Consider the following 18,691-nt stretch of genomic DNA (forward strand, 5'->3'; position numbering starts at 1 on the left):
GCTCAGGCGCCCTTGAACTCGGCCTTGCGTTTCTGGAGGAAAGCCATCGCGCCTTCGACCGCGTCCTGCGTGCTGCCGGCCCGGCGCTGGGCCCTGGCTTCGGCGGCCAGCGTGGCGGTGAGATTGTTTTCCAGCCCGTCGCGCAGGACCTGTTTCATTGCGCCCAGCGCCACGGTCGGCCCCTGCGCCAGCCGCTGGACGAGTGCGTCGGCCTCGCTTTCAAGGGCATCATCCTCGACGCATTTATAGATCAGTCCGATCCGTTCCGCTTCCTCTCCGGGAATTTTCTCGCCCAGCATTATCATCCGCGTCGCCTGTGCCATGCCGACCAGGCGGGGCAGCATCCAGCTCGACCCGCCATCGGGCACCAGGCCGATATTGGCGAAGGCCTGCAGGAAATACCCGCTCTTGCCGGCGATCACGAAATCGGCAGCCAGCGCGATCGAGCACCCGATCCCGGCGGCAGGACCTTGGACCACGGATACGACCGGGACGGGCAGGCTGGCGAGAGCCTGAATCATCGGATTGTAATGGTGGGACAGCGAGCCGAAGGCGCGGTCTCCGCCGCTCACCGACATCTTCGAATTGGTAGCGAGATCGGCGCCCGAACAGAAGGCGCGGCCCGCTCCACTAAGCAACACGGCGCGTGCGCCGCCGAGATCGGTGATGGCAGCGAAAATCTCGTCCGCCATCTGGGGCGGGCAGGCATTGAGCCGCTCGGGCCGGTCCAGCGTGATCTTGAGGACATCGCCTTCACGCTCGCTACGGATCATTTCGAAATCGCTCATCGCTGTCTCCCGCACAAAATCTGGTTTGGGCTTCCTTGGGCAAAAGGGTCTGTAAATGCAACCGACTGCGATGTTCGGTGGCCGGGGAAATGCGGATTGGGTTTCAGGCGAACTGCCACAGCAGCATCGCCATGGCGAACATGACGAAACCGGCGATGGTGGCGCTCAGCGTCCAGCTGCGGAATGTCTCCGCCTCGGTAAGCCCGAGATATTGTTTGACGAGCCAGAAGCCGGTGTCGTTGACATGGCTCGCGATCGAAGCGCCTGCACCGATCGAGACGGTGACCAGCGCGATCTGTGCCGGCGAAAGTCCCGCCGCGGTTATCAGCGGCGCAGCAAGCCCTGCGGCAGTAACCATGGCGACCGTTGCCGATCCCTGTGCCACGCGGATGAAGGCGGCGAGCAGGAATGCGAAGACCGGTACCGACAGATCGAACGCCGAGACGGCATCGGTGATCTGCGCGCCCGCTCCGGACTGGATCAGGACTTCCTTGTACGCCGCTCCCGCACCAACCACGAGCACCATGAGACCCGCTGGCGCGAGAGCACGGGTCATGACATCGGACACGGTCTGCAGCGGCGCATCAAGGCGCAGTCTCAGCCACAGCCCGACGAAGGCACAGGCGATGATAAGCGCGGTGAACGGATGGCCGACGAATTCGAGAACGGTCCGCGCCGGTCCTTCGGCGAGGATGCCGCTTGCCAGCGCGGCGAGCAGGATGAGCGACAGCGGTATGATCATGCCCGCCAGCGCCGGGACGAAGCTGATATGGGCAAGTTGGGGCGCTTCCTCGTCGAAACGCGGGGGCGGGCCGCTCTCTCCGAAGCCCTTCTGCCCCTGGGTCAGCATGGCAAAGACCGGTCCGGCAATGACGGCGGCCGGGATCCCGCAGGCAAGGCCATAGATTGCCAGCAGTCCGTAATCGGTCCCGATGAGCTCGGCGACGGCGACCGGCCCGGGATGCGGGGGCAGCAAGGCATGCATCGTCAGCAGCCCTGAAAGCAGGGGCAGGGCGAAATACATGACGCGCCGCTTCGCCCGCAGCGCCAGAGTGATGACCAGCGGAGCAAGCACGATGAAGCCCACGTCGAAAAACAGGGGGATGCCGACCAGCGTGCCGATGACCACCAGTGCCCAGGGCGCGCGGCCTTCGCCGAACGCATCGAGCAGCCGGTTTGCCAGCACCCCGATGCCGCCACTCGCTTCCAGCAGTCCGCCCAGCATGGCACCGAGCCCTATCACCACCGCGACGAAGCCAAGCGCTTCCCCGGTCCCCTTGCGCACGGCCGAGAGCACGTCTGCTGGTGGCGCGCCGAATGCGATGCCCGTGGCAAGCGCGACGATCAGCAGGGCGATGAAAGCGGGAACTTTCCATCGCAGTACCATGATGATGAGCACGAAGATGCTGACTGCCACGATGGCGAGGCTGGACCAGGGTTCAGCCATCACGCCACCGTCACGGTCGTAAGACGAGCTGCACCGGCGATTTCGCCTGGGCCCACTTCCCTAGCTTCAGGATTCTCCAGCCTGCCGCGAAGTCGGATATCCTCCGATGACGCGCCGACCATGATCTCGACCGATCCGGGCAAAATCTGCCAGCCGCCGCGCCAGACGGCAAAATGCTCAGGGTCGAGCGTGAAGGTCACTCGCCGGGCACCGCCAGAGCGGATCGCCAACCGCGCAAATCCGCGCAATTCCTTCACCGGCCGCGCCAACCCCGCGACGGGTGCGCGGATATATAGCTGCACGACTTCGTCCGCATCGCGCGCGCTGGTGTTGGTCACCGTCGCTGCAATTTTCCATGCCAGCGAGCCGCCTTTGCCTTGTGGCACGACACTCAAATCGGAATAGCGGAACTCGGCGTAGGACAAGCCATGGCCGAAGGGAAAGAGCGGTCCGATAGCTGCATCATGATAGCGGGCGCTGTCCTTCGATAAATCCGGATTGGCCGGGCGACCGGTCGGCGGATGCGCGTAATATTGCGGCACCTGCCCGGTGCTGCGCGGCATGCCCATCGGCAGCCGCCCCGCAGGAGACACTTCGCCGAACAAAACATCTGCAATTGCGGGGCCGCTTTCATTACCTAGAAACCACGTTTCCAGCACCGCTGGAATGCCGTCCAGAACCTCTTCGAGCGCAAGCGGGCGGCCATTCATCAGGATAGCTACGATTGGCTTGCCGGTTGCCCGAATAGCGTCGACCAGCCGTTTCTGGGGGCCGGGCAAGCCAATATCCGACCGGCTGCGGGCCTCGCCTGAATGGTCGAAATCCTCTCCCATGACGAGCAGCACGACATCTGCATTTCTTGCCGCCTCGACAGCGGCGGCAATACCGCTCGTACCGGGATCGCGCGGAGAGACGCCCGGCGCATAGGTGACCGTTCGGGATTCCAGCGCAGCCCGCAGCGTAATAGATTCGTCCATCTGCCCGCGCGCCCGCCACGATCCGATAGTGGAGGACGCATCGTCGGCAAGCGCACCGACCAGCGCGATCCGCGCATCGCTGCGCAGCGGCAGGGCGTTGCCTTCGTTGCGCAGCAGCACGATCGAGCAGGTCGCTGCCTCGCGCGCCACCGCGCGGTGTTCTTGCGAACCGAGGACCAGTTTTTCCCTTTCTGCGTCACCAAAGCGGAAGGGATCGTCAAACAGTCCCAGCCGGGCCTTCGCATGCAGAATGCGGCTCACCGCTTCGTCGACCAGCGGCAGCAAAGTATGATCGGCGGCCAGCGCTTTTTCGAGATGATCGGCATAGGTTTCGCTGGTCATGTCCATGTCGACACCCGCGCGCAGCGCCAGCGCCGCGGCCTCTACCGGGTCGCTTGCCGCTCCATGCGCGACGAGTTCGAGGATGGCGTTCCAGTCGCTGACCACCAATCCCTGATAACCCCATTGATCGCGCAGGAGCGACCGGACCAGATCGGCATTGCCGGTAGTGGGGACGCCGTTCAATTCGTTGAACGCGGTCATGAAACTGCCGACGCCCGCAGCAATCGCGGCCTGGAATGGCGGTAGATAGACCTCGTGCAAGGTTTCATTTGAAATGTCGGCACGGTCGTAATCGCGCCCGCCATCAGCGGCACCATAGGCGCCGAAATGCTTGGCGCACGCCAATAGCACGTCCTTGCTGGCAAGATCGTCGGTCTGGAAGCCGAGGATTTGCGCTTCGGCCATGCGCGATCCCAAATATGGGTCTTCGCCGGCCCCTTCGACAACGCGGCCCCATCGGGCATCTCGAGCGATGTCGATCATCGGTGCGAAGGTCCAATGCAGCCCGCTGACGGACGCCTCGACTGCTGCGACGCGGGCGGCGCGGCGGGCCATTTCGGGATCGAAGCTTGCGGCCATGCCCAGCGGCACCGGCATGATCGTTCGATAGCCATGGACCACATCCATCGCGAAAAGTAGCGGGATACCAAGCCGCGATTCTTCGACCGCTATGCATTGTAGGCGGGCGAGAGGCTCTGCTCCAGCGACGTGGAGATAGGATCCCACTCGGCCTTGGCGGACTCGGTCCAGCGCGGCATCATCAATCCGGGAATTCAGCGCTTTCTGACGACCGCCGGCGAGCTGGGTCATCTGGCCGAGCTTTTCAGCCAGGCTCATCTGCGCGATTAAATCGCGGACCCGCTGCTCGTGTTCTTCCGATGCAGCGACCTTGCTCGCTGCGAGGGCTGGGAAGCGGGTGCTTGCCGCCAGCAGCGCGCTGGCCGCGAGAAAGGCGCGGCGCTTGATTACGGGATTCATCGCGCGGGCCAACATGTCGACAGAATATCCGACAACTGACTATTCCGACCAGAGTCGCGCCCGCCGGGTGAATTTGGCATGTATCGCGAGGTGACGGATCTCCTGATCCGCGTGAACGCAACCCGACCCACCTTCGCCATCATTTTCCCCTCGCCATGGGCATGGCGGCTGGTGCCAGTGCCTTATGTCCGGCTCCCAAACCGTCTCGTCATGGTAGCGGTAACATTAAAAAGCGATCTGCCAAAGGGGCTATGCGCAAAAACTATCTGGTCCGCGCATCACCGCGTGACATCGCTGCCGCCTTCGATGGCTGCGGCGAGTTCTTCGCGGTTTGCGCGGCAGAAATCGCCTGGCATGAAATGCTTGAGCGCGGAAAGTGCAATTCCGCTTTCAACGGCTCTGCTCACAGCAGCGGGATCATCGAGCCACACCGTGAGTACGCCTGCGCTGAAAGCGTCTCCGGTGCCGATCCGGTCGATTATCCCGGTCAACACGTGTTCCCTACTTTCGGCGCTATCGGAGGCGGTGTCCATTCGCGCGACGAGACGATGTGTACCGTCCGGCTCGATATGCCGGGCGGTCGAAGCGATTGCAGACAGATTCGGGAATGCGTCGAATGTCTCCAACACGGCGTCACGCCGATACTGGCCCCCTTCGGCGCCAATCTCGCGCCCGAGGAGCAGCGCCATGTCTTTGTGGTTTCCGAAAAAGATGTCCGCCAGATCGACAAGTTCGGCGATCTCCGGACGCGAATCGCGATCCGTTAGCGCCCAGAGCGACGGACGAAAGTTACCATCGAAGGAGATGGTCAATCCGCGTTCCCTGGCAGCGTGAGCGAGTGCGCGCGTCGCACGGGATGCGTCGGCGCTCACGGCCAGCGATATGCCCGAAAGATGAAGGTGGCGCGCCCCGTCCAGCAGTGCTGCATCAGGCACATCGCAGGATGCGAAGGAACTCGCTGTCCGGTCGTAAAGCACTTTGCCACCGGCAGCGCCCTTTGCAGGGGTGAGATAATAAACGCCCATCCGCCCGGCTTTGGTCGATATTCCGGAACAGTCGACGCCTTCACCGCGCAGCGCCCGGACGGCGTTAAGGCCGAGATCATTGTCCGGCAAGGTGCTGACCATCCGGGTCGGGAAGCCGAGATTGGCGAGTGCAGCAGCGACATTGGCTTCCGCTCCACCGACATGCAGATCGAACCGGGAAGCATCACGCATGGAGTTGCCCGCTGCGGCGGAAAGCCTGAGCAATACTTCGCCGAAGCAGACAATGGTGCCGGCTTGCGCCTTCATGACAGCGGCTGGCCCTGGCAGGGAAGGGCAGGGGCTAGCGGACGATGGGGCCCGAAGATGAAGTCGAACGCCGAGAGGTCACGTGAACGCGCGAAGAGCGGATGCGTCATACGGTCAACTTCTCCTCCTGATGGCTGTGCCACACTGACTGCGCGCCACTTTTAGTCACAAGACGTTCTGAGCTACGATACAAGTCGCGGCTGCAGATCATCATACTGCACAAGAGAGCCTTGCTCATCTAGTGATAGTTGACCACCATTCCTGATAAGGGGGCGGCTGGTTATCGGCGAATGTTACTCACCCCAATGATCTGGAGAGGTACAGCTGCCAGCCAGAAACCCCCGGCCTGGCGAGGCGCGGGTCTCGAGTTCCGGACTATGTCGGGAAGTGCTGGCTGGGGTGGCAGGGATCGAACCTGCGAATGGCGATACCAAAAACCGCTGCCTTACCACTTGGCTACACCCCAGCAGGCGGTCGCCCCTATAGCGCGCCTATCGCGAATGTGAAGGGGCGATTTTAAACCTTTTTGCCATCGAAATCAGCCGCTGAGTGACGCTCGCGAAGCTGCGTGTCTTCATCGCCCCAAACCTTAGTCACGATCCTGCCGCGCTTTACCGCAGGGCGCTCCCCGATTTGTTTCACCCAGCGTGATACGTTTTCGTACTCGTCGATAGAGAGGAAGGTCTTCGCCTCTTCGTAGATCGTACCTTCGATAAAAGGTGCCATCCAGGGCCACGCGGCAATGTCGGAGACTGTGTACTCACTGCCGCCAAGATATTCGCTGTCCTTCAAGCGCTGATCGGCGACATCGAAGAGCCTCTTCGTTTCCATGGCGTAGCGGTTGATCGGATATTCGTACTTTTCCGGCGCGTAGGCATAGAAATGGCCGAAGCCCCCGCCGATGAAAGGGGCGCTGCCGATTTGCCAGAACAGCCAGCTGAGAACTTCGGCGCGTGTATGGTCGGTTGGCAGAAAGGCACCGAATTTTTCCGCCAGATGCATCAGTATGGCGCCACTTTCGAAAATGCGCAGCGGTTCGGGCCCGGTGCGATCCAACAGTGCGGGGATCTTGCTGTTCGGATTGATATAAACGAAACCGGAGCCGAATTGCTCGCCTTCTCCGATGTTGATCGTGAAGGCATCGTATTCTGCGCCCGAATGTCCTGCTTCCAGCAGTTCCTCGAACATGATCGTCGCTTTCACGCCGTTGGGCGTTGCGAGAGAATAGAGCTGAAAGCCATGTTCGCCCTCGGGCAATGCCTTCGTTTCGCGGGCACCGGCTGTAGGGCGGTTGATGTTGGCAAATTTCCCACCGCTCACGGTGTCGGCGTTCCATACGGCGGGCGGTGTGTAGGTGGCATTGGCCATGTTATATCTCCTGTTTGGCGGGGCGATATGCCGCTCAACCGTTCGTCGCAAGATGGGGAACGCTAGCACGCTTCCCATGGTTGTTTGCCTTGCCATGACGAAGCTCATCTATGTCGACGATCAACTGCCAGGAATCACCCGCAAGGGTGCCGGTAAGGGGTGGGCGTATTACGATCCAAGGGGGAAACTTATCACCGACAAGGCAGAGAAGAAGCGCTTGAACGCTGTCGCTTTGCCGCCGGCCTATACCGATGAATGGTTCTGTCCTGCGCCCAACGGCCATATCCTAGCCACCGGGATCGACGCGAAAGGGCGTAAACAATACCGCTATCACCCCGATTTCCGGGCTGAACGGGAAAGCGAAAAGTTCGACAAATGTCTGGCGTTCGGCAATCTTCTGCCGCTGGTCCGCAAAAAGGTCGAAGAAGATCTGAAAGGCCGCAAGCTTACGCGCGAGCGGGCTGTGGCCAGTGTAGTTCGTTTACTCGATCTTGGTGCCATTCGCGTTGGCAATGAAGGATATGCTGAACGTAACAAGAGCTATGGTGCGACTACCCTGCGTCGCCGTCATGCCGAAGTGACGGGCAAGACGCTGAAGCTGCGCTACAAGGGCAAGTCTGGCAAGATGCGGGAAGTGACGCTGACGGACGGCAGTCTCGCGCGAATGGTGCGCAATATGCAGGACCTGCCGGGCCAGAATGTCTTCAAATATGTCGATGACGATGGCGAGGTGGAAACGGTAACCTCCAGCGACGTAAACGAATATCTCGAAGCCTGTATGGGTGAGCGCTTTACCGCGAAAAATTTCCGCACCTGGCACGCCAGCGTGCTCGGGTTCGAAACGCTGCGCACCGGTGATGGCGAAATCCCGATGAAAAGCTTGCTCGAGTGCGTGGCAACCCATCTGGGCAATACCCCGGCCGTGACCAGGAAGAGCTACATTCACCCGGCGGTGATCGATCTGGTAGGGCGGCAGGAAGATTGGCGCCGAGGCGTGAAATTGCCGCGTGCGACGCGCTGGCATACGCGAGAAGAGCGGGCTTTGATTGCGATGCTGCAGGTCTGCCCAAGCGCGGCCGAGCTACTCGCGGCATAAAACATAAAAATCCTAGGCATTTAAGCCGCAAACCTCTAAAGTGTCGCTAACGGCCCTTTCGGTTGACTTTGTGGCGTTCGAGCGACGACACCCTGATTGACCTGCGCGCTCCAGGACACGGCATATGCAAAGACTTGCCAATTTCGACGTCAGCCGACAATTCGTTGGCAAGTGGAGCAAGGTTGCTGCGCAGACGACGTTCGGCATTATTTGTGCGGCGTCGATGGTCGGCTTGCGAACGCTATACGATCTATGGGCACCGACGTCTGGCCCTTTTGCAATGATTTATCCCACCGTACTGCTCGCCACTTTATATGGGCATTGGCGCGCGGGTGTTGCTGCCTTCTGTGTAAGCTTCGCTTGGGCGTGGTATTTCGTACTTCCTGCTCCCCAGTCTTTTCTCTTCACCGAAGCTACAGATCCGGCGCGTGTTTTGCTGAATGGGGTCTGCGCAATAATCGTGATTATTTTCGCGGAGGCTTTCCGCCGTGCAGCGCACAGCACCATGGACACGATCAGGGAAGAAGCAGACCGCCGGCTTACCTTGCTGGCAGATCTCGAGCACCGAACGAAGAACAATTTCGCCCTTGTCGCGAGCATGCTCGAGATTCAGAAGCGGCGAATTCCCCATGCTGAACTGCACGGGCCGCTGGATGATGCGGTCGGTCGCGTGCGCACTTTTGCCGACGCTTATTCCGGTCTGGCGATGGAGCAAGGCAAGGAAAAAGACGTGGCGATCGGACCGTACCTCGACATGATGCTTACCCGTCTGGAACGCGCTGCCCTGCCGCAAAACGTTCGGCTATTTCGCGAGATCGACGACATCAAGCTTTCGCGCGAGACTGCGGTCGCCATCGGCCTCTACCTGAACGAGGCGGTGTCCAACGCAGCAAAATATGCCTTTCCCGACAACCGCGCCGGGACGCTCGCAGTTTACTTTCACTGTCGTGACGGGAAGTGGCGCCTCACAATCGAAGATGACGGAGTTGGCGAGGAGGCGCTGTCACAAACGCCGGGAGGTTTGGGCAGCAAGCTGCTGTCGGCCTTCGCGCAGCAGGCGGGAGCCACGCACCACGCAGGCCCGGTACTCAACGGCTTTCGGACAGAAATGCGGGTGGCCGACGAAGTACTTGCCTAGAGTATCCTGAAGAGATACCGGCTTGCCATGCATTTGGCCGGCGCAAAAATCAGGGCATGGCGCGAAGCGCAAGAGCCACCTCTGAGCGCGGAGGAATTCGGCCAGAGATACGGCGCTCCGCATCCTTGGCCAAGTCGTACCGTTTACGGGTGGGAAGCCAAAGGCCGCATCGCTCGTTCGTTCATACAGAAACGGCTCGCTGAACTAGGCATCTGCCAACTGGCGGATTGGCACGAAGAGGCCGCTACCGAAGCGGATGTTAAGAAAGACCCATCACCGATGGATTTAAACGATCTACATCCTTTCTTTGACCTGCATACGCATGGATTCGTGCGGGTCGCGACGGCAACGCCCAAGGTCCGGACGGCTGACGTCGCTTACAATGCCGAAGGCATTTTGGAGCAGGCCCGCAAGGCGCATGATCGCAATGTCGACTTGCTGCTCTATCCTGAACTCTGTCTTTCTTCCTACGCGATCGACGATCTGCATTTGCAGACCGCGTTGCTCGATGCTGTCGAACGCCATTTGGCTGAAATCGTCGCGGCTTCCGCAGAGCTCACCCCGGTCCTCGTCGTTGGCGCTCCCCTGCGCCGCAACGGACGGATTTACAATTGCGCGGTAGCGATCGCGAATGGTGCTGTCCTTGGGGTCGTGCCGAAAAGCTATCTGCCGAACTATCGCGAATTTTACGAGAAGCGCTGGTTCAGCCATGGCCGGGCTTGCATCGGGCTGGAGATTTCCGTGAACGGCAGATCGGTTCCGTTCGGAACCGACCTTATCTTCCAGGCACTGGAACTTGCAGGTTTTACCTTCGGCATGGAAATCTGCGAAGATTTCTGGTCGCCCAATCCGCCCGGGACGCAAACTGCCCTAGCGGGAGCGACGATACTCCTGAACCTGTCCGCGTCCAATATAACGATCGGCAAGTCCGACGAGCGGCACATGCTCACACGGGCCAGCTCCAGCCGATCTGTCTGCGCCTATGCGTATTCGGCCAGCGGTTATGGGGAGAGCACGACCGATCTCGCCTGGGATGGACAGGGGATGATTTACGAGATGGGCGATTTGCTGGCGGAAAGCGTTCGCTTCGACCACGCGCCCGAGCTGTCCGTTGCCGATGTCGATACCAAGCGCATCCTCGCAGAACGTATGAGGATGCAGACCTGGGGCGATTCTGCGGATGCGGAGGGCAGGCCAGAAGACAATTATCGTCGTATCGAATTCAGTCACGACGTTGAGCGCCGCGACATTGGTCTTGAGCGTCCCGTCCGCCGTTTCCCCTTCGTACCCAATCGGAGGGAGAAGCTGGATGAAGATTGCTATGAGGCGTTCAACATCCAAGTCGATGCGCTCATGCGCCGGATTGAGGCGACGCGGCCGAAATGTCTGGTGATCGGGATATCCGGCGGTTTGGACAGCACGCATGCCTTGCTGGTAGCTGCCAAGGCGATGGACCGGCTGGGGCGTCCGAGAACCGATATCCGCGGCTATACGATGCCCGGCTTTGCCACGTCGGACCACACCAAATCCAATGCCTGGAAACTGATGGATGCCTTTGCCATCACGGCCGAAGAAGTCGATATCAGGCCAGCTGCGAGGCAAATGCTGGAGGATATGGACCATCCCTTCGCCAAGGGTGAGGAAGTCTATGATGTCACCTTCGAGAACGTGCAGGCGGGCCTGCGTACCGATTACCTCTTCCGGCTGGCAGGCCATCATGGTGGCTGGGTCATCGGTACGGGTGATCTGTCCGAACTGGCGCTTGGCTGGTGCACCTATGGGGTAGGGGACCAGATGAGCCATTACGGCGTCAATTCCGGAGTTCCCAAGACGCTGATCCAGTATCTGATACGCTGGGTTACAACGACTAACCAGTTCGACGAAGGCGTGGACGAGGTGTTGGGAGCAATCCTCGACACCGAGATAAGTCCTGAACTCGTGCCCGCTGGCAAGGACGGAATCATCCAGTCCACCCAATCGATTATCGGTCCCTACGAACTGAACGATTTCTTTCTTCACCATGTGATCCGCTGGGGTCAGAGCCCGAGCCACGTGGCGTTTCTGGCATGGCACGCATGGAAAGATGCGGATGATGGGCTCTGGCCTATCGGTTTTCCCGTGGAAGCCCGCAACCAGTATGATCTGGCAACCATCCGCAAATGGCTGGAGAATTTCGTGAAGCGGTTCTTTGGCTTCAGCCAGTTCAAGCGGAGCGCATTGCCAAACGGACCGAAAGTCAGCGCTGGCGGCGCGCTTTCACCGCGCGGGGACTGGCGCGCGCCAAGCGATGCCGTGGCGGACATCTGGCTCGACGATGTCACGAGAAACGTGCCGGAAAGCTTGTAGGCTTTCCGGCACGTCACTGGTCACATGGGGCAAGGGAGGATTATGCGACCAGCTGTTCCACCTTCTCATGGGCCTCGGCGATCTTTTCTTCTCCGCCTTCGCCCATGATGCCATCGGCCGCGACGATTTCCACATCATGCATGCCGAGGAAGCCGAGGAAGAACTTGAGCCAGGGGCTCATGAAATCGACCTCGCTGCCAATCGGCGTTCCGCCGGTCGCGGCGGTGAGATAGACCTTCTTTCCGGTCAGCAGGCCTTCGGGACCGTTTTCGGTATAGCGGAAAGTCGTTCCGGCGCGGGCGACAAGGTCTGCCCATGCCTTGACCGTGGCAGGCACTGAAAAATTGTAGACCGGCACGCTGAACACGATGGTGTCTGCCTGCTGCAGTTCGTCGATCAGCTCGTCGGCGATCTTGGCCAGTTCGTGCTGCTCGGTCGACCGGTCGGCATAAGGAGCAAGGTTGGCTGCGAAGCGATCAGCATCGATATACGGCAGATCGTTCTTGGAAAGGTCGCGCGTCACTACGTCGGCGCCCTGGCTCTCGGCAAGTTTGCCGACAAGCTTCTGGCCCAGACCGCGGGATACGGATTCTTCGCCACGAATGCTGGCGGTGATGTGAAGAATAGTGCTCATAGTCAGTCTCCTTTTCAGGCCGCGTCCACGAGGACGAGTTCGCTATCCTCGAGCGCGGTTATGGTAATTGTTTCTTCCTTGGTGATGGCCACACCGTCGCGGGCCTTCGCTTCCGTATCTCCCACTCGGATGCGCCCGGTCGCCGGCACGAGATAGAGATGACGATCCGCCTGGCGTGGGACGTAAGTCACGCTTTCGCCGGCCTTGATAGTGGCTCCCAGAACGCGGGCGTCGGTGCGGAGGGGGAGGGCATCCTCATCATTGTCAGCACCACTGGCGAGCGGGATGAAAGCGCCCGCACGGTTGCCTTTCGGAAATTCCCGGGCTCCCCAATCGGGCTCGCCGCCACGTTGCGTAGGAATGATCCAGATCTGGAAGATGGTCGTTTCCTCGTCTTCCAGGTTGAATTCCGAGTGGGCCACGCCGCGGCCCGCGCTCATCACCTGAACATCGCCTGCTTCGGTACGCCCTTCATTGCCCATGCTGTCGCGGTGGGTAATGGCACCGGTGCGGACGTAGGTGATGATCTCCATGTCCTGGTGGGAATGGGTCGGAAAGCCGGATTGCGCCGCGATAACATCGTCATTCCAGACGCGCAGGGCGCCCCAGTTTACGCGGGCCGGATCATGATAGCCCGCAAAGGAGAAGTGATGATGGGCATCGAGCCAGCCATGATTGGCTGCACCGAGGCTTTCGAATGGTCTGTGTTCGATCATAGCGGTCTTCCTTTCGCAGGACTGCCTTGTTCTTTGGAAATAGAGATTGCTCGTCATTCCGATAACTGCGATAAAACACACCAAGATGTTCAGGAAATCCGAACAATGAAACTTGGGGAGCCGAGCCTCGATCAGCTCAGGATATTCCTCGCCGTGGCCGAAGAAGGCAGCTTCGGTGCAGCGGCACGGCGAATGGGCCGTGCGGTATCCGCTGTCAGCTATGGCATCTCGCAGATGGAAACGCAGCTTGGCGTGACCCTTTTCGAACGCGAGGGATCGCGGCGGCCCGTCCTCACCGAAGAGGGGAGGGGCCTGCTCGTAGAAGCCAAGGCGGTGGCCGATGGCATCGATCATTTGTTGGCCAAGACGCAAAGCCTTCACGCAGGCCTGGAAAGCGAGGTGTCACTGGTTGTCGATGTGATGCTGCCGGGCGACGTGACGGCCAGCGTGCTGCGCGATTTCCGGGAAATGTTTCCGACAGTCGCCCTTCGTCTGCAAGTCGAAGCATTGGGGGCGGTGGCAGCCTGCGTGCTGGACGGAGGCGCGGATCTTGCCATCGGGGGGCCGGTACTGTCCGACCATGCAGAACTCGAACGACAGGCAATCGGCGCCATCGAACTGGTACCCGTTGCAGCACCCGATCATCCACTTGCGAGCGCGGGCGTAGAGCCGGGAGAGAGCCGCCGACATCTGCAACTGGTCCTGTCCGACCGATCGTCTTTGACCCAGGGGCGTGAATTTTCAGTGCTTTCACCCCAAAGCTGGCGACTGGCAGATCTAGGAGCCAAGCATGCACTGCTGAAGGAGGGGATCGGCTGGGGTAATATGCCGCGTCATATGGTGATGGACGACATCACCGCGGGGAGGCTTCGCGAGCTCGACCTGCCTGAAAAACCGGGTGCGAGTTATACGTTGAGTGCGCTTTGGCGCCGCAACGAGAGGACCGGGCCCGCTACCAGCTGGTTGATCGACACAATTCGGGACCGGTTGGGGAATTGCAGCGGCGTCGATGCTTCGGTCAGTGGGACCGCCTAGAGCTTCGTCACCCAGCCCTGAGTATCTTCGAAAGAGCCTTTCTGGATGCCCACCAGTCTTTCACGGATCTTGTGTGTCATTTGCCCGGTGCCACCGGTCCCGATGGTGAAGTCTCCATCAGGGCCAAGCACCGTGCCAACCGGGGTAACTACGGCAGCTGTGCCGCAGGCCATCGTTTCCAGCAGCTTTCCTGTCGTCGCATCGGCACGCCACTGGTCGATGCTGTAAGGTTCTTCGCGCACCTGCAGACCTTCCTCGCGAAGAAGCTGGATCAGGCTGTCGCGGGTGATGCCGGGAAGGATCGTGCCGGTCAGCGGAGGAGTGACGACAGTGCCGTCATCGAACACGAAGAACAGGTTCATGCCGCCCAGTTCCTCGACCCATTTCTTTTCAACCGCGTCGAGGAATACGACTTGGTCACAGCCATTCTCTATGCCTTCGGCCTGGGGAACGAGGCTGGCAGCGTAATTCCCGCCGGTCTTGGCCGCGCCGGTGCCGCCGGGCGCAGCGCGGGTGAAATTGCGGCTGACCCAGATTTTTACCGGCTTTGCACCGCCCTTGAAATAAGGGCCAACGGGACTGGCGATGAGGACATATTTGTATTGCCGCGCAGGGCGCACGCCGAGGAATGCCTCGGAAGCGAACATGAAGGGCCGCAGGTAAAGCGAGCCGTCAGGGTCGGACGGCACCCAGTCCCGGTCCTTGGCTACTAGCTGGCGGATGGACTCGAGGAAAAGTTCTTCCGGCAATTCGGGCATTGCCATCCGTCTCGCGCTCTCATTGAAGCGGCGCGCATTTTGTTCGGGCCGGAACAGGGCGAGGCTGTCATCGCCTTGCTTATAGGCTTTCATGCCTTCGAAAATTTCTTGGGCGTAATGCAGCACGGCGGCAGCAGGATCGAGCGCGATGGGTTCGCGCGGGCCGAGCGTTGCTTTATGCCAGCCGCCCTTATCAGCATCGTAATCGATCACGACCATGTGATCGGTGAACAGCTTGCCAAAACCGGGATCCTTCAGTGCTTGATCGCGGGTTTCTCCGGGGACGGGGGCGGCGTGGGGAAGATGCTCGAAATCCATGTCTGGGCGGTTACTGGGAAGGGCAGGACGACGCAAGTATCGTACGCTTGAAGATGGGCCTGAAAATGAGAAGGCCAGCCTCTCGCCCGTGGAGAGACTGGCCTTCGCATGGTCAGCGGCCGGAAGTGCCGCTCACGTCGCCTTACTCGGCAGGAATGTTACCGAATATGCTCCGTAGGGATCTTCACCGACCTCGCTACTGAACCATGAGACATCGGATCACCTCCTTTCAAGCTTGTGAGCTGCATCCCGCATTTCACTGGGGATGAAGATCGCGTTCGCCGCCGATCTTGAGATCAATTTGAGTCTTTCCGCAGCACAAAACAAGCCTTGTAAAAAAGTTTTCCCACGTCAGAATTGTCGTTTGTGGCTCGGTAATATTTCCAGGCCATTGTCATGACAGGTTTACGCCGAACTCGCAGGCGATGAACCGGAGGCGGGACTCGGCCTATCGGCAATCCTCTATAACGCGCGTCACTTCGCCCCAGGCGGGAACGTAAAGTGTGGGAAGGCCTGAGGTTTCCACAGCGAATCGACCTTTCGTCAGAGCCATGGCATCGAGCAGAGGATCGCGGGCCTGAAGGCTTGTTCTTACCTGCGGAAGCTGCCCACTGACCTGTTGCGCCGCCAGCGAGCGTTCGGTCGTTTCCGTCAGTATCCGTAAGGAAGCGTTGGGTCCAGCCGTTCCAGCGCGGGAGAGCACCACCTCATTTCGCGAGCGATCGCATCGCAGCGAGAATTTCGGTTCCGTTTGAGATTGCCCATAGAGAGCGACTGAACCGCTTCCATTCGATCGATAAGACCAATCGCCGGCGGTCCGCGGCGCATCCATCCAGTTCGAATATTTGGGAATCGAAGCGGGAGGAGGTGCCGTTGGGGGCGATGGTTCCTTTTGCACGGGCGCAGGGGTGGGGGCCGGGGTCGAATCCGGTGCCGGTACGCAGGCCGCCGCGAGCAAGGCGCTCGACAGGACAAGGACACGGGCGATGGCATGTTCAGAGGCTTTCATGCCAGACCAATGCCCGCTAGGCGCTCTGGTTTCATGTAAGTGAGCAGGAATGGCAAAGAAACGTCGTCTCGATCAGATGCTCGTCGACCGGGGACTGGTCGAAAGTCGCACCCGTGCGCAGGCGCTGGTGATGGCCGGCCTCGTGTTTTCAGGTGAAGAAAAACTGGTGAAACCCGGCCAGCAGATGGCCGAAGATGCACCGCTGGATGTGCGCGGGCGCGACCATCCCTGGGTCAGCCGGGGCGGTATCAAGCTAGCCCATGCGATCGAGCATTTCGGTCTAGATCCCAAGGGTGTCACCGCGATGGATATCGGCAGTTCTACCGGCGGCTTTACCGATGTCATGCTGGAGGGCGGGGCAGATCATGTCTTTGCTGTCGACAGCGGCACTAACCAGCTTGCGTGGAAGCTTCGGCAAGATGAGCGTGTCACCGTGCTCGAACAGACCAGCGCGCGAGTACTGACCCCCGAGATGATCGACCGGCCAGCGACATGGGTCGTGTGTGACGCCAGTTTCATAGGGCTTGCCAAAGTGCTTGAACGCCCGCTGGAACTGGCGGAGAGAAAGTGCCGCCTCGTCGCGCTCATCAAGCCGCAATTCGAGGTCGGACGCGAGGAGGTCGGCAAGAAGGGCGTGGTCAGCGATCCGGCACTTCATGCGCGTGTGTGCGAGGAGGTCCGCGCTTGGGTGGAAAGCCGTGGATTCTTCGTGCAAGGCATCGTGGAGAGCCCGATCACCGGGCCGGAAGGCAATGTCGAATTCCTCATTTCCGCTTACCGCGATTGACGTAGCACCAAGCCTCGCTCTAGGCGCTCAGCGCAAACGTACCCATTGGAGAGAGCATGTCCGCCAATATCGCCGAAATGGAACGCCGCCGCGATGCTGCCAAGCTCGGCGGTGGTGAAAAGCGCATCGCTGCGCAGCACGCCAAGGGCAAGCTGACCGCGCGCGAGCGGCTCGATATACTGCTCGATGAAGGGAGCTTCGAAGAGCTGGACACCTATGTCGAGCATGATTGCGTCGATTTCGGCATGCAGGACCAGAAGATCCCCGGTGATGGCGTGGTCACCGGTTCGGGCACGATCAACGGTCGTCTGGTGTACGTTTTTTCCCAGGATTTCACTGTCTTTGGCGGCTCTCTTTCCAAGCGTCATGCGGAGAAAATCTGCAAAGTAATGGACACCGCGATGAAGGTCGGTGCGCCGGTCATCGGTCTTAACGACAGTGGCGGTGCGCGCATCCAGGAAGGCGTGGCGTCGCTCGGCGGCTATGCCGAGGTGTTCCAGCGCAACGTGCTGGCGAGCGGTGTGGTGCCGCAGATCAGCCTCATCATGGGGCCGTGTGCCGGCGGTGCGGTTTACAGCCCCGCCATTACCGACTTCATCTTCATGGTGGAGGATAGCAGCTACATGTTCGTCACCGGCCCCGAAGTGGTGAAGACGGTGACCAACGAGGTGGTTACGCAGGAAGAGTTGGGCGGGGCGAAGACGCACACCACCAAGACCAGCGTTGCCGACAACAGCTTCGAGAACGACATCGAAACGCTGCTCGCGACGCGCAATTTCTTCGACTACCTCCCACTATCCAATCGCGAGGATGTGCCCGAACGCCCGACCAGCGATCCGTGGGACCGGCAGGAAGACAGCCTCGACACGCTGATCCCCGATAATGCCAACCAGCCCTATGACATGCACGAAGTCATCCGGAAGACGCTGGACGAGGGCGAGTTTTTCGAAATCCAGCCGAACCACGCCGCCAACATTATCTGCGGCTTCGGCCGGGTGGAAGGGCGCACGGTGGGCGTAGTGGCGAACCAGCCGATGGTGCTTGCTGGCGTGCTCGACATCAATTCATCGAAGAAAGCTGCGCGCTTCGTGCGTTTCTGCGATGCCTTCCAAATCCCGATCCTGACCTTTGTCGATGTGCCCGGCTTCCTGCCTGGAACGAGCCAGGAGCACAACGGCATCATCAAGCACGGCGCAAAGCTGCTTTTCGCCTATGCCGAGGCGACCGTGCCCAAGATCACCGTAATCACCCGCAAGGCCTACGGCGGCGCCTATGACGTTATGGCCTCCAAGCACCTGCGCGGCGACCTCAACTACGCATGGCCTACCGCCGAGATCGCGGTGATGGGCGCGAAGGGTGCAGTGGAAATCATCTTCCGCCAGGACCGCGACGATCCGGAAAAAATCGCCGAGAAGACGAAGGAATACGAAGACCGCTTCGCCAATCCGTTCGTTGCGGCTAGCCGTGGTTACATCGACGAGGTGATCTACCCGCACTCCACAAGGCGGCGCATTGCGCTGGGTCTGAGAAAGCTGCGGACGAAGCAGCTCGAGAACCCGTGGAAGAAGCACGATAATATTCCGCTCTGAGACTTCCCCAGAAGCGGAAGCCGTCTCGAACTTTTGCTTCTAACGATAGCCATTGCACGACCTGCCGCTAGGT

14 protein-coding genes and 1 tRNA gene are annotated in these 18,691 nt (G+C 60.2%); 6 read left to right on the forward strand and 9 right to left on the reverse strand.

Features of this window, described 5'->3' with window-relative positions; genetic code table 11:
• Nucleotides 1-2: 2 nt before the first annotated feature.
• The 6 genes from ACI2I1_RS09190 to yghU form a co-directional block, all read right to left on the reverse strand.
• Nucleotides 3-788 (reverse strand): enoyl-CoA hydratase-related protein, encoded by a 786-nt coding sequence (locus ACI2I1_RS09190; RefSeq protein WP_404678858.1) that lies wholly within the window; start codon nt 786-788, stop codon nt 3-5.
• Nucleotides 789-891: 103 nt separating this feature from the next.
• Nucleotides 892-2,235 carry a gluconate:H+ symporter gene (locus ACI2I1_RS09195; RefSeq protein WP_404678859.1) on the reverse strand — a complete coding sequence of 448 codons (1,344 nt, stop codon included), beginning with the start codon at nt 2,233-2,235 and terminating at the stop codon, nt 892-894.
• Complete coding sequence (locus tag ACI2I1_RS09200) at nt 2,235-4,532, reverse strand: glycoside hydrolase family 3 N-terminal domain-containing protein (RefSeq protein WP_404678860.1); 2,298 nt, start codon at nt 4,530-4,532, stop codon at nt 2,235-2,237. The genes ACI2I1_RS09195 and ACI2I1_RS09200 overlap by 1 nt, the downstream gene beginning before the upstream one ends.
• A 278-nt stretch (nt 4,533-4,810) precedes the next feature.
• Nucleotides 4,811-5,824 (reverse strand): sugar kinase, encoded by a 1,014-nt coding sequence (locus ACI2I1_RS09205; RefSeq protein WP_404678861.1) that lies wholly within the window; start codon nt 5,822-5,824, stop codon nt 4,811-4,813.
• A 391-nt stretch (nt 5,825-6,215) separates the two neighbouring features.
• Nucleotides 6,216-6,290: transfer RNA gene (locus ACI2I1_RS09210), tRNA-Gln, on the reverse strand.
• A 50-nt stretch (nt 6,291-6,340) separates the two neighbouring features.
• A complete protein-coding gene (yghU, locus tag ACI2I1_RS09215) occupies nt 6,341-7,192 on the reverse strand; it encodes a glutathione-dependent disulfide-bond oxidoreductase (RefSeq protein ID WP_404678862.1) in 852 nt (283 codons plus the stop codon).
• 94 nt (nt 7,193-7,286) lie between these two features.
• On the opposite strand from yghU, the gene ACI2I1_RS09220 reads away from it, so the two are divergent.
• The 3 genes from ACI2I1_RS09220 to ACI2I1_RS09230 all read left to right on the forward strand — a co-directional run bounded on the left by ACI2I1_RS09220 (nt 7,287) and on the right by ACI2I1_RS09230 (nt 11,772).
• On the forward strand, nt 7,287-8,288 hold the full coding sequence (locus ACI2I1_RS09220) for a DNA topoisomerase IB (protein WP_404678863.1): 1,002 nt from the start codon (nt 7,287-7,289) through the stop codon (nt 8,286-8,288).
• Nucleotides 8,289-8,412: 124 nt separating this feature from the next.
• The gene (locus ACI2I1_RS09225; RefSeq protein WP_404678864.1) at nt 8,413-9,426 is read left to right on the forward strand and encodes a sensor histidine kinase; all 1,014 of its coding nucleotides are present in this window, start codon (nt 8,413-8,415) and stop codon (nt 9,424-9,426) included.
• A gap of 279 nt (nt 9,427-9,705) precedes the next feature.
• Nucleotides 9,706-11,772 carry an NAD(+) synthase gene (locus tag ACI2I1_RS09230; RefSeq protein WP_404678865.1) on the forward strand — a complete coding sequence of 689 codons (2,067 nt, stop codon included), beginning with the start codon at nt 9,706-9,708 and terminating at the stop codon, nt 11,770-11,772.
• 40 nt (nt 11,773-11,812) lie between these two features.
• Here the strand turns inward: ACI2I1_RS09230 and ACI2I1_RS09235 are convergent, their stop codons facing one another.
• Nucleotides 11,813-12,406 (reverse strand): FMN-dependent NADH-azoreductase, encoded by a 594-nt coding sequence (locus ACI2I1_RS09235; protein WP_404678866.1) that lies wholly within the window; start codon nt 12,404-12,406, stop codon nt 11,813-11,815.
• Nucleotides 12,407-12,420: 14 nt separating this feature from the next.
• Nucleotides 12,421-13,122, reverse strand: a complete 702-nt coding sequence (locus tag ACI2I1_RS09240) for a pirin family protein (protein ID WP_404678867.1) — start codon at nt 13,120-13,122, stop codon at nt 12,421-12,423.
• A 105-nt stretch (nt 13,123-13,227) separates the two neighbouring features.
• Between ACI2I1_RS09240 and ACI2I1_RS09245 the strand changes: the two genes are divergently transcribed.
• On the forward strand, nt 13,228-14,157 hold the full coding sequence (locus ACI2I1_RS09245; protein ID WP_404678868.1) for a LysR family transcriptional regulator: 930 nt from the start codon (nt 13,228-13,230) through the stop codon (nt 14,155-14,157).
• On the opposite strand, the gene ACI2I1_RS09250 is transcribed toward ACI2I1_RS09245, so the two are convergent.
• Nucleotides 14,154-15,233: a branched-chain amino acid aminotransferase gene (locus tag ACI2I1_RS09250; RefSeq protein WP_404678869.1), complete on the reverse strand. Its 1,080-nt coding sequence runs from the start codon at nt 15,231-15,233 to the stop codon at nt 14,154-14,156. The genes ACI2I1_RS09245 and ACI2I1_RS09250 overlap by 4 nt on opposite strands.
• Before the next feature lie 1,058 nt (nt 15,234-16,291).
• Between ACI2I1_RS09250 and ACI2I1_RS09255 the strand changes: the two genes are divergently transcribed.
• Together ACI2I1_RS09255 and ACI2I1_RS09260 are read left to right on the forward strand one after the other, a co-directional pair.
• Complete coding sequence (locus tag ACI2I1_RS09255; RefSeq protein ID WP_404678870.1) at nt 16,292-17,029, forward strand: TlyA family RNA methyltransferase; 738 nt, start codon at nt 16,292-16,294, stop codon at nt 17,027-17,029.
• Nucleotides 17,030-17,085: 56 nt separating this feature from the next.
• Nucleotides 17,086-18,618 carry an acyl-CoA carboxylase subunit beta gene (locus tag ACI2I1_RS09260; RefSeq protein ID WP_404678871.1) on the forward strand — a complete coding sequence of 511 codons (1,533 nt, stop codon included), beginning with the start codon at nt 17,086-17,088 and terminating at the stop codon, nt 18,616-18,618.
• The last annotated feature ends 73 nt before the right edge of the window (nt 18,619-18,691 follow it).

The sequence above is a fragment of the Qipengyuania sp. NPDC077563 genome (assembly GCF_044901345.1).
Classification (GTDB): Bacteria; Pseudomonadota; Alphaproteobacteria; order Sphingomonadales; family Sphingomonadaceae; genus Qipengyuania; species Qipengyuania aestuarii.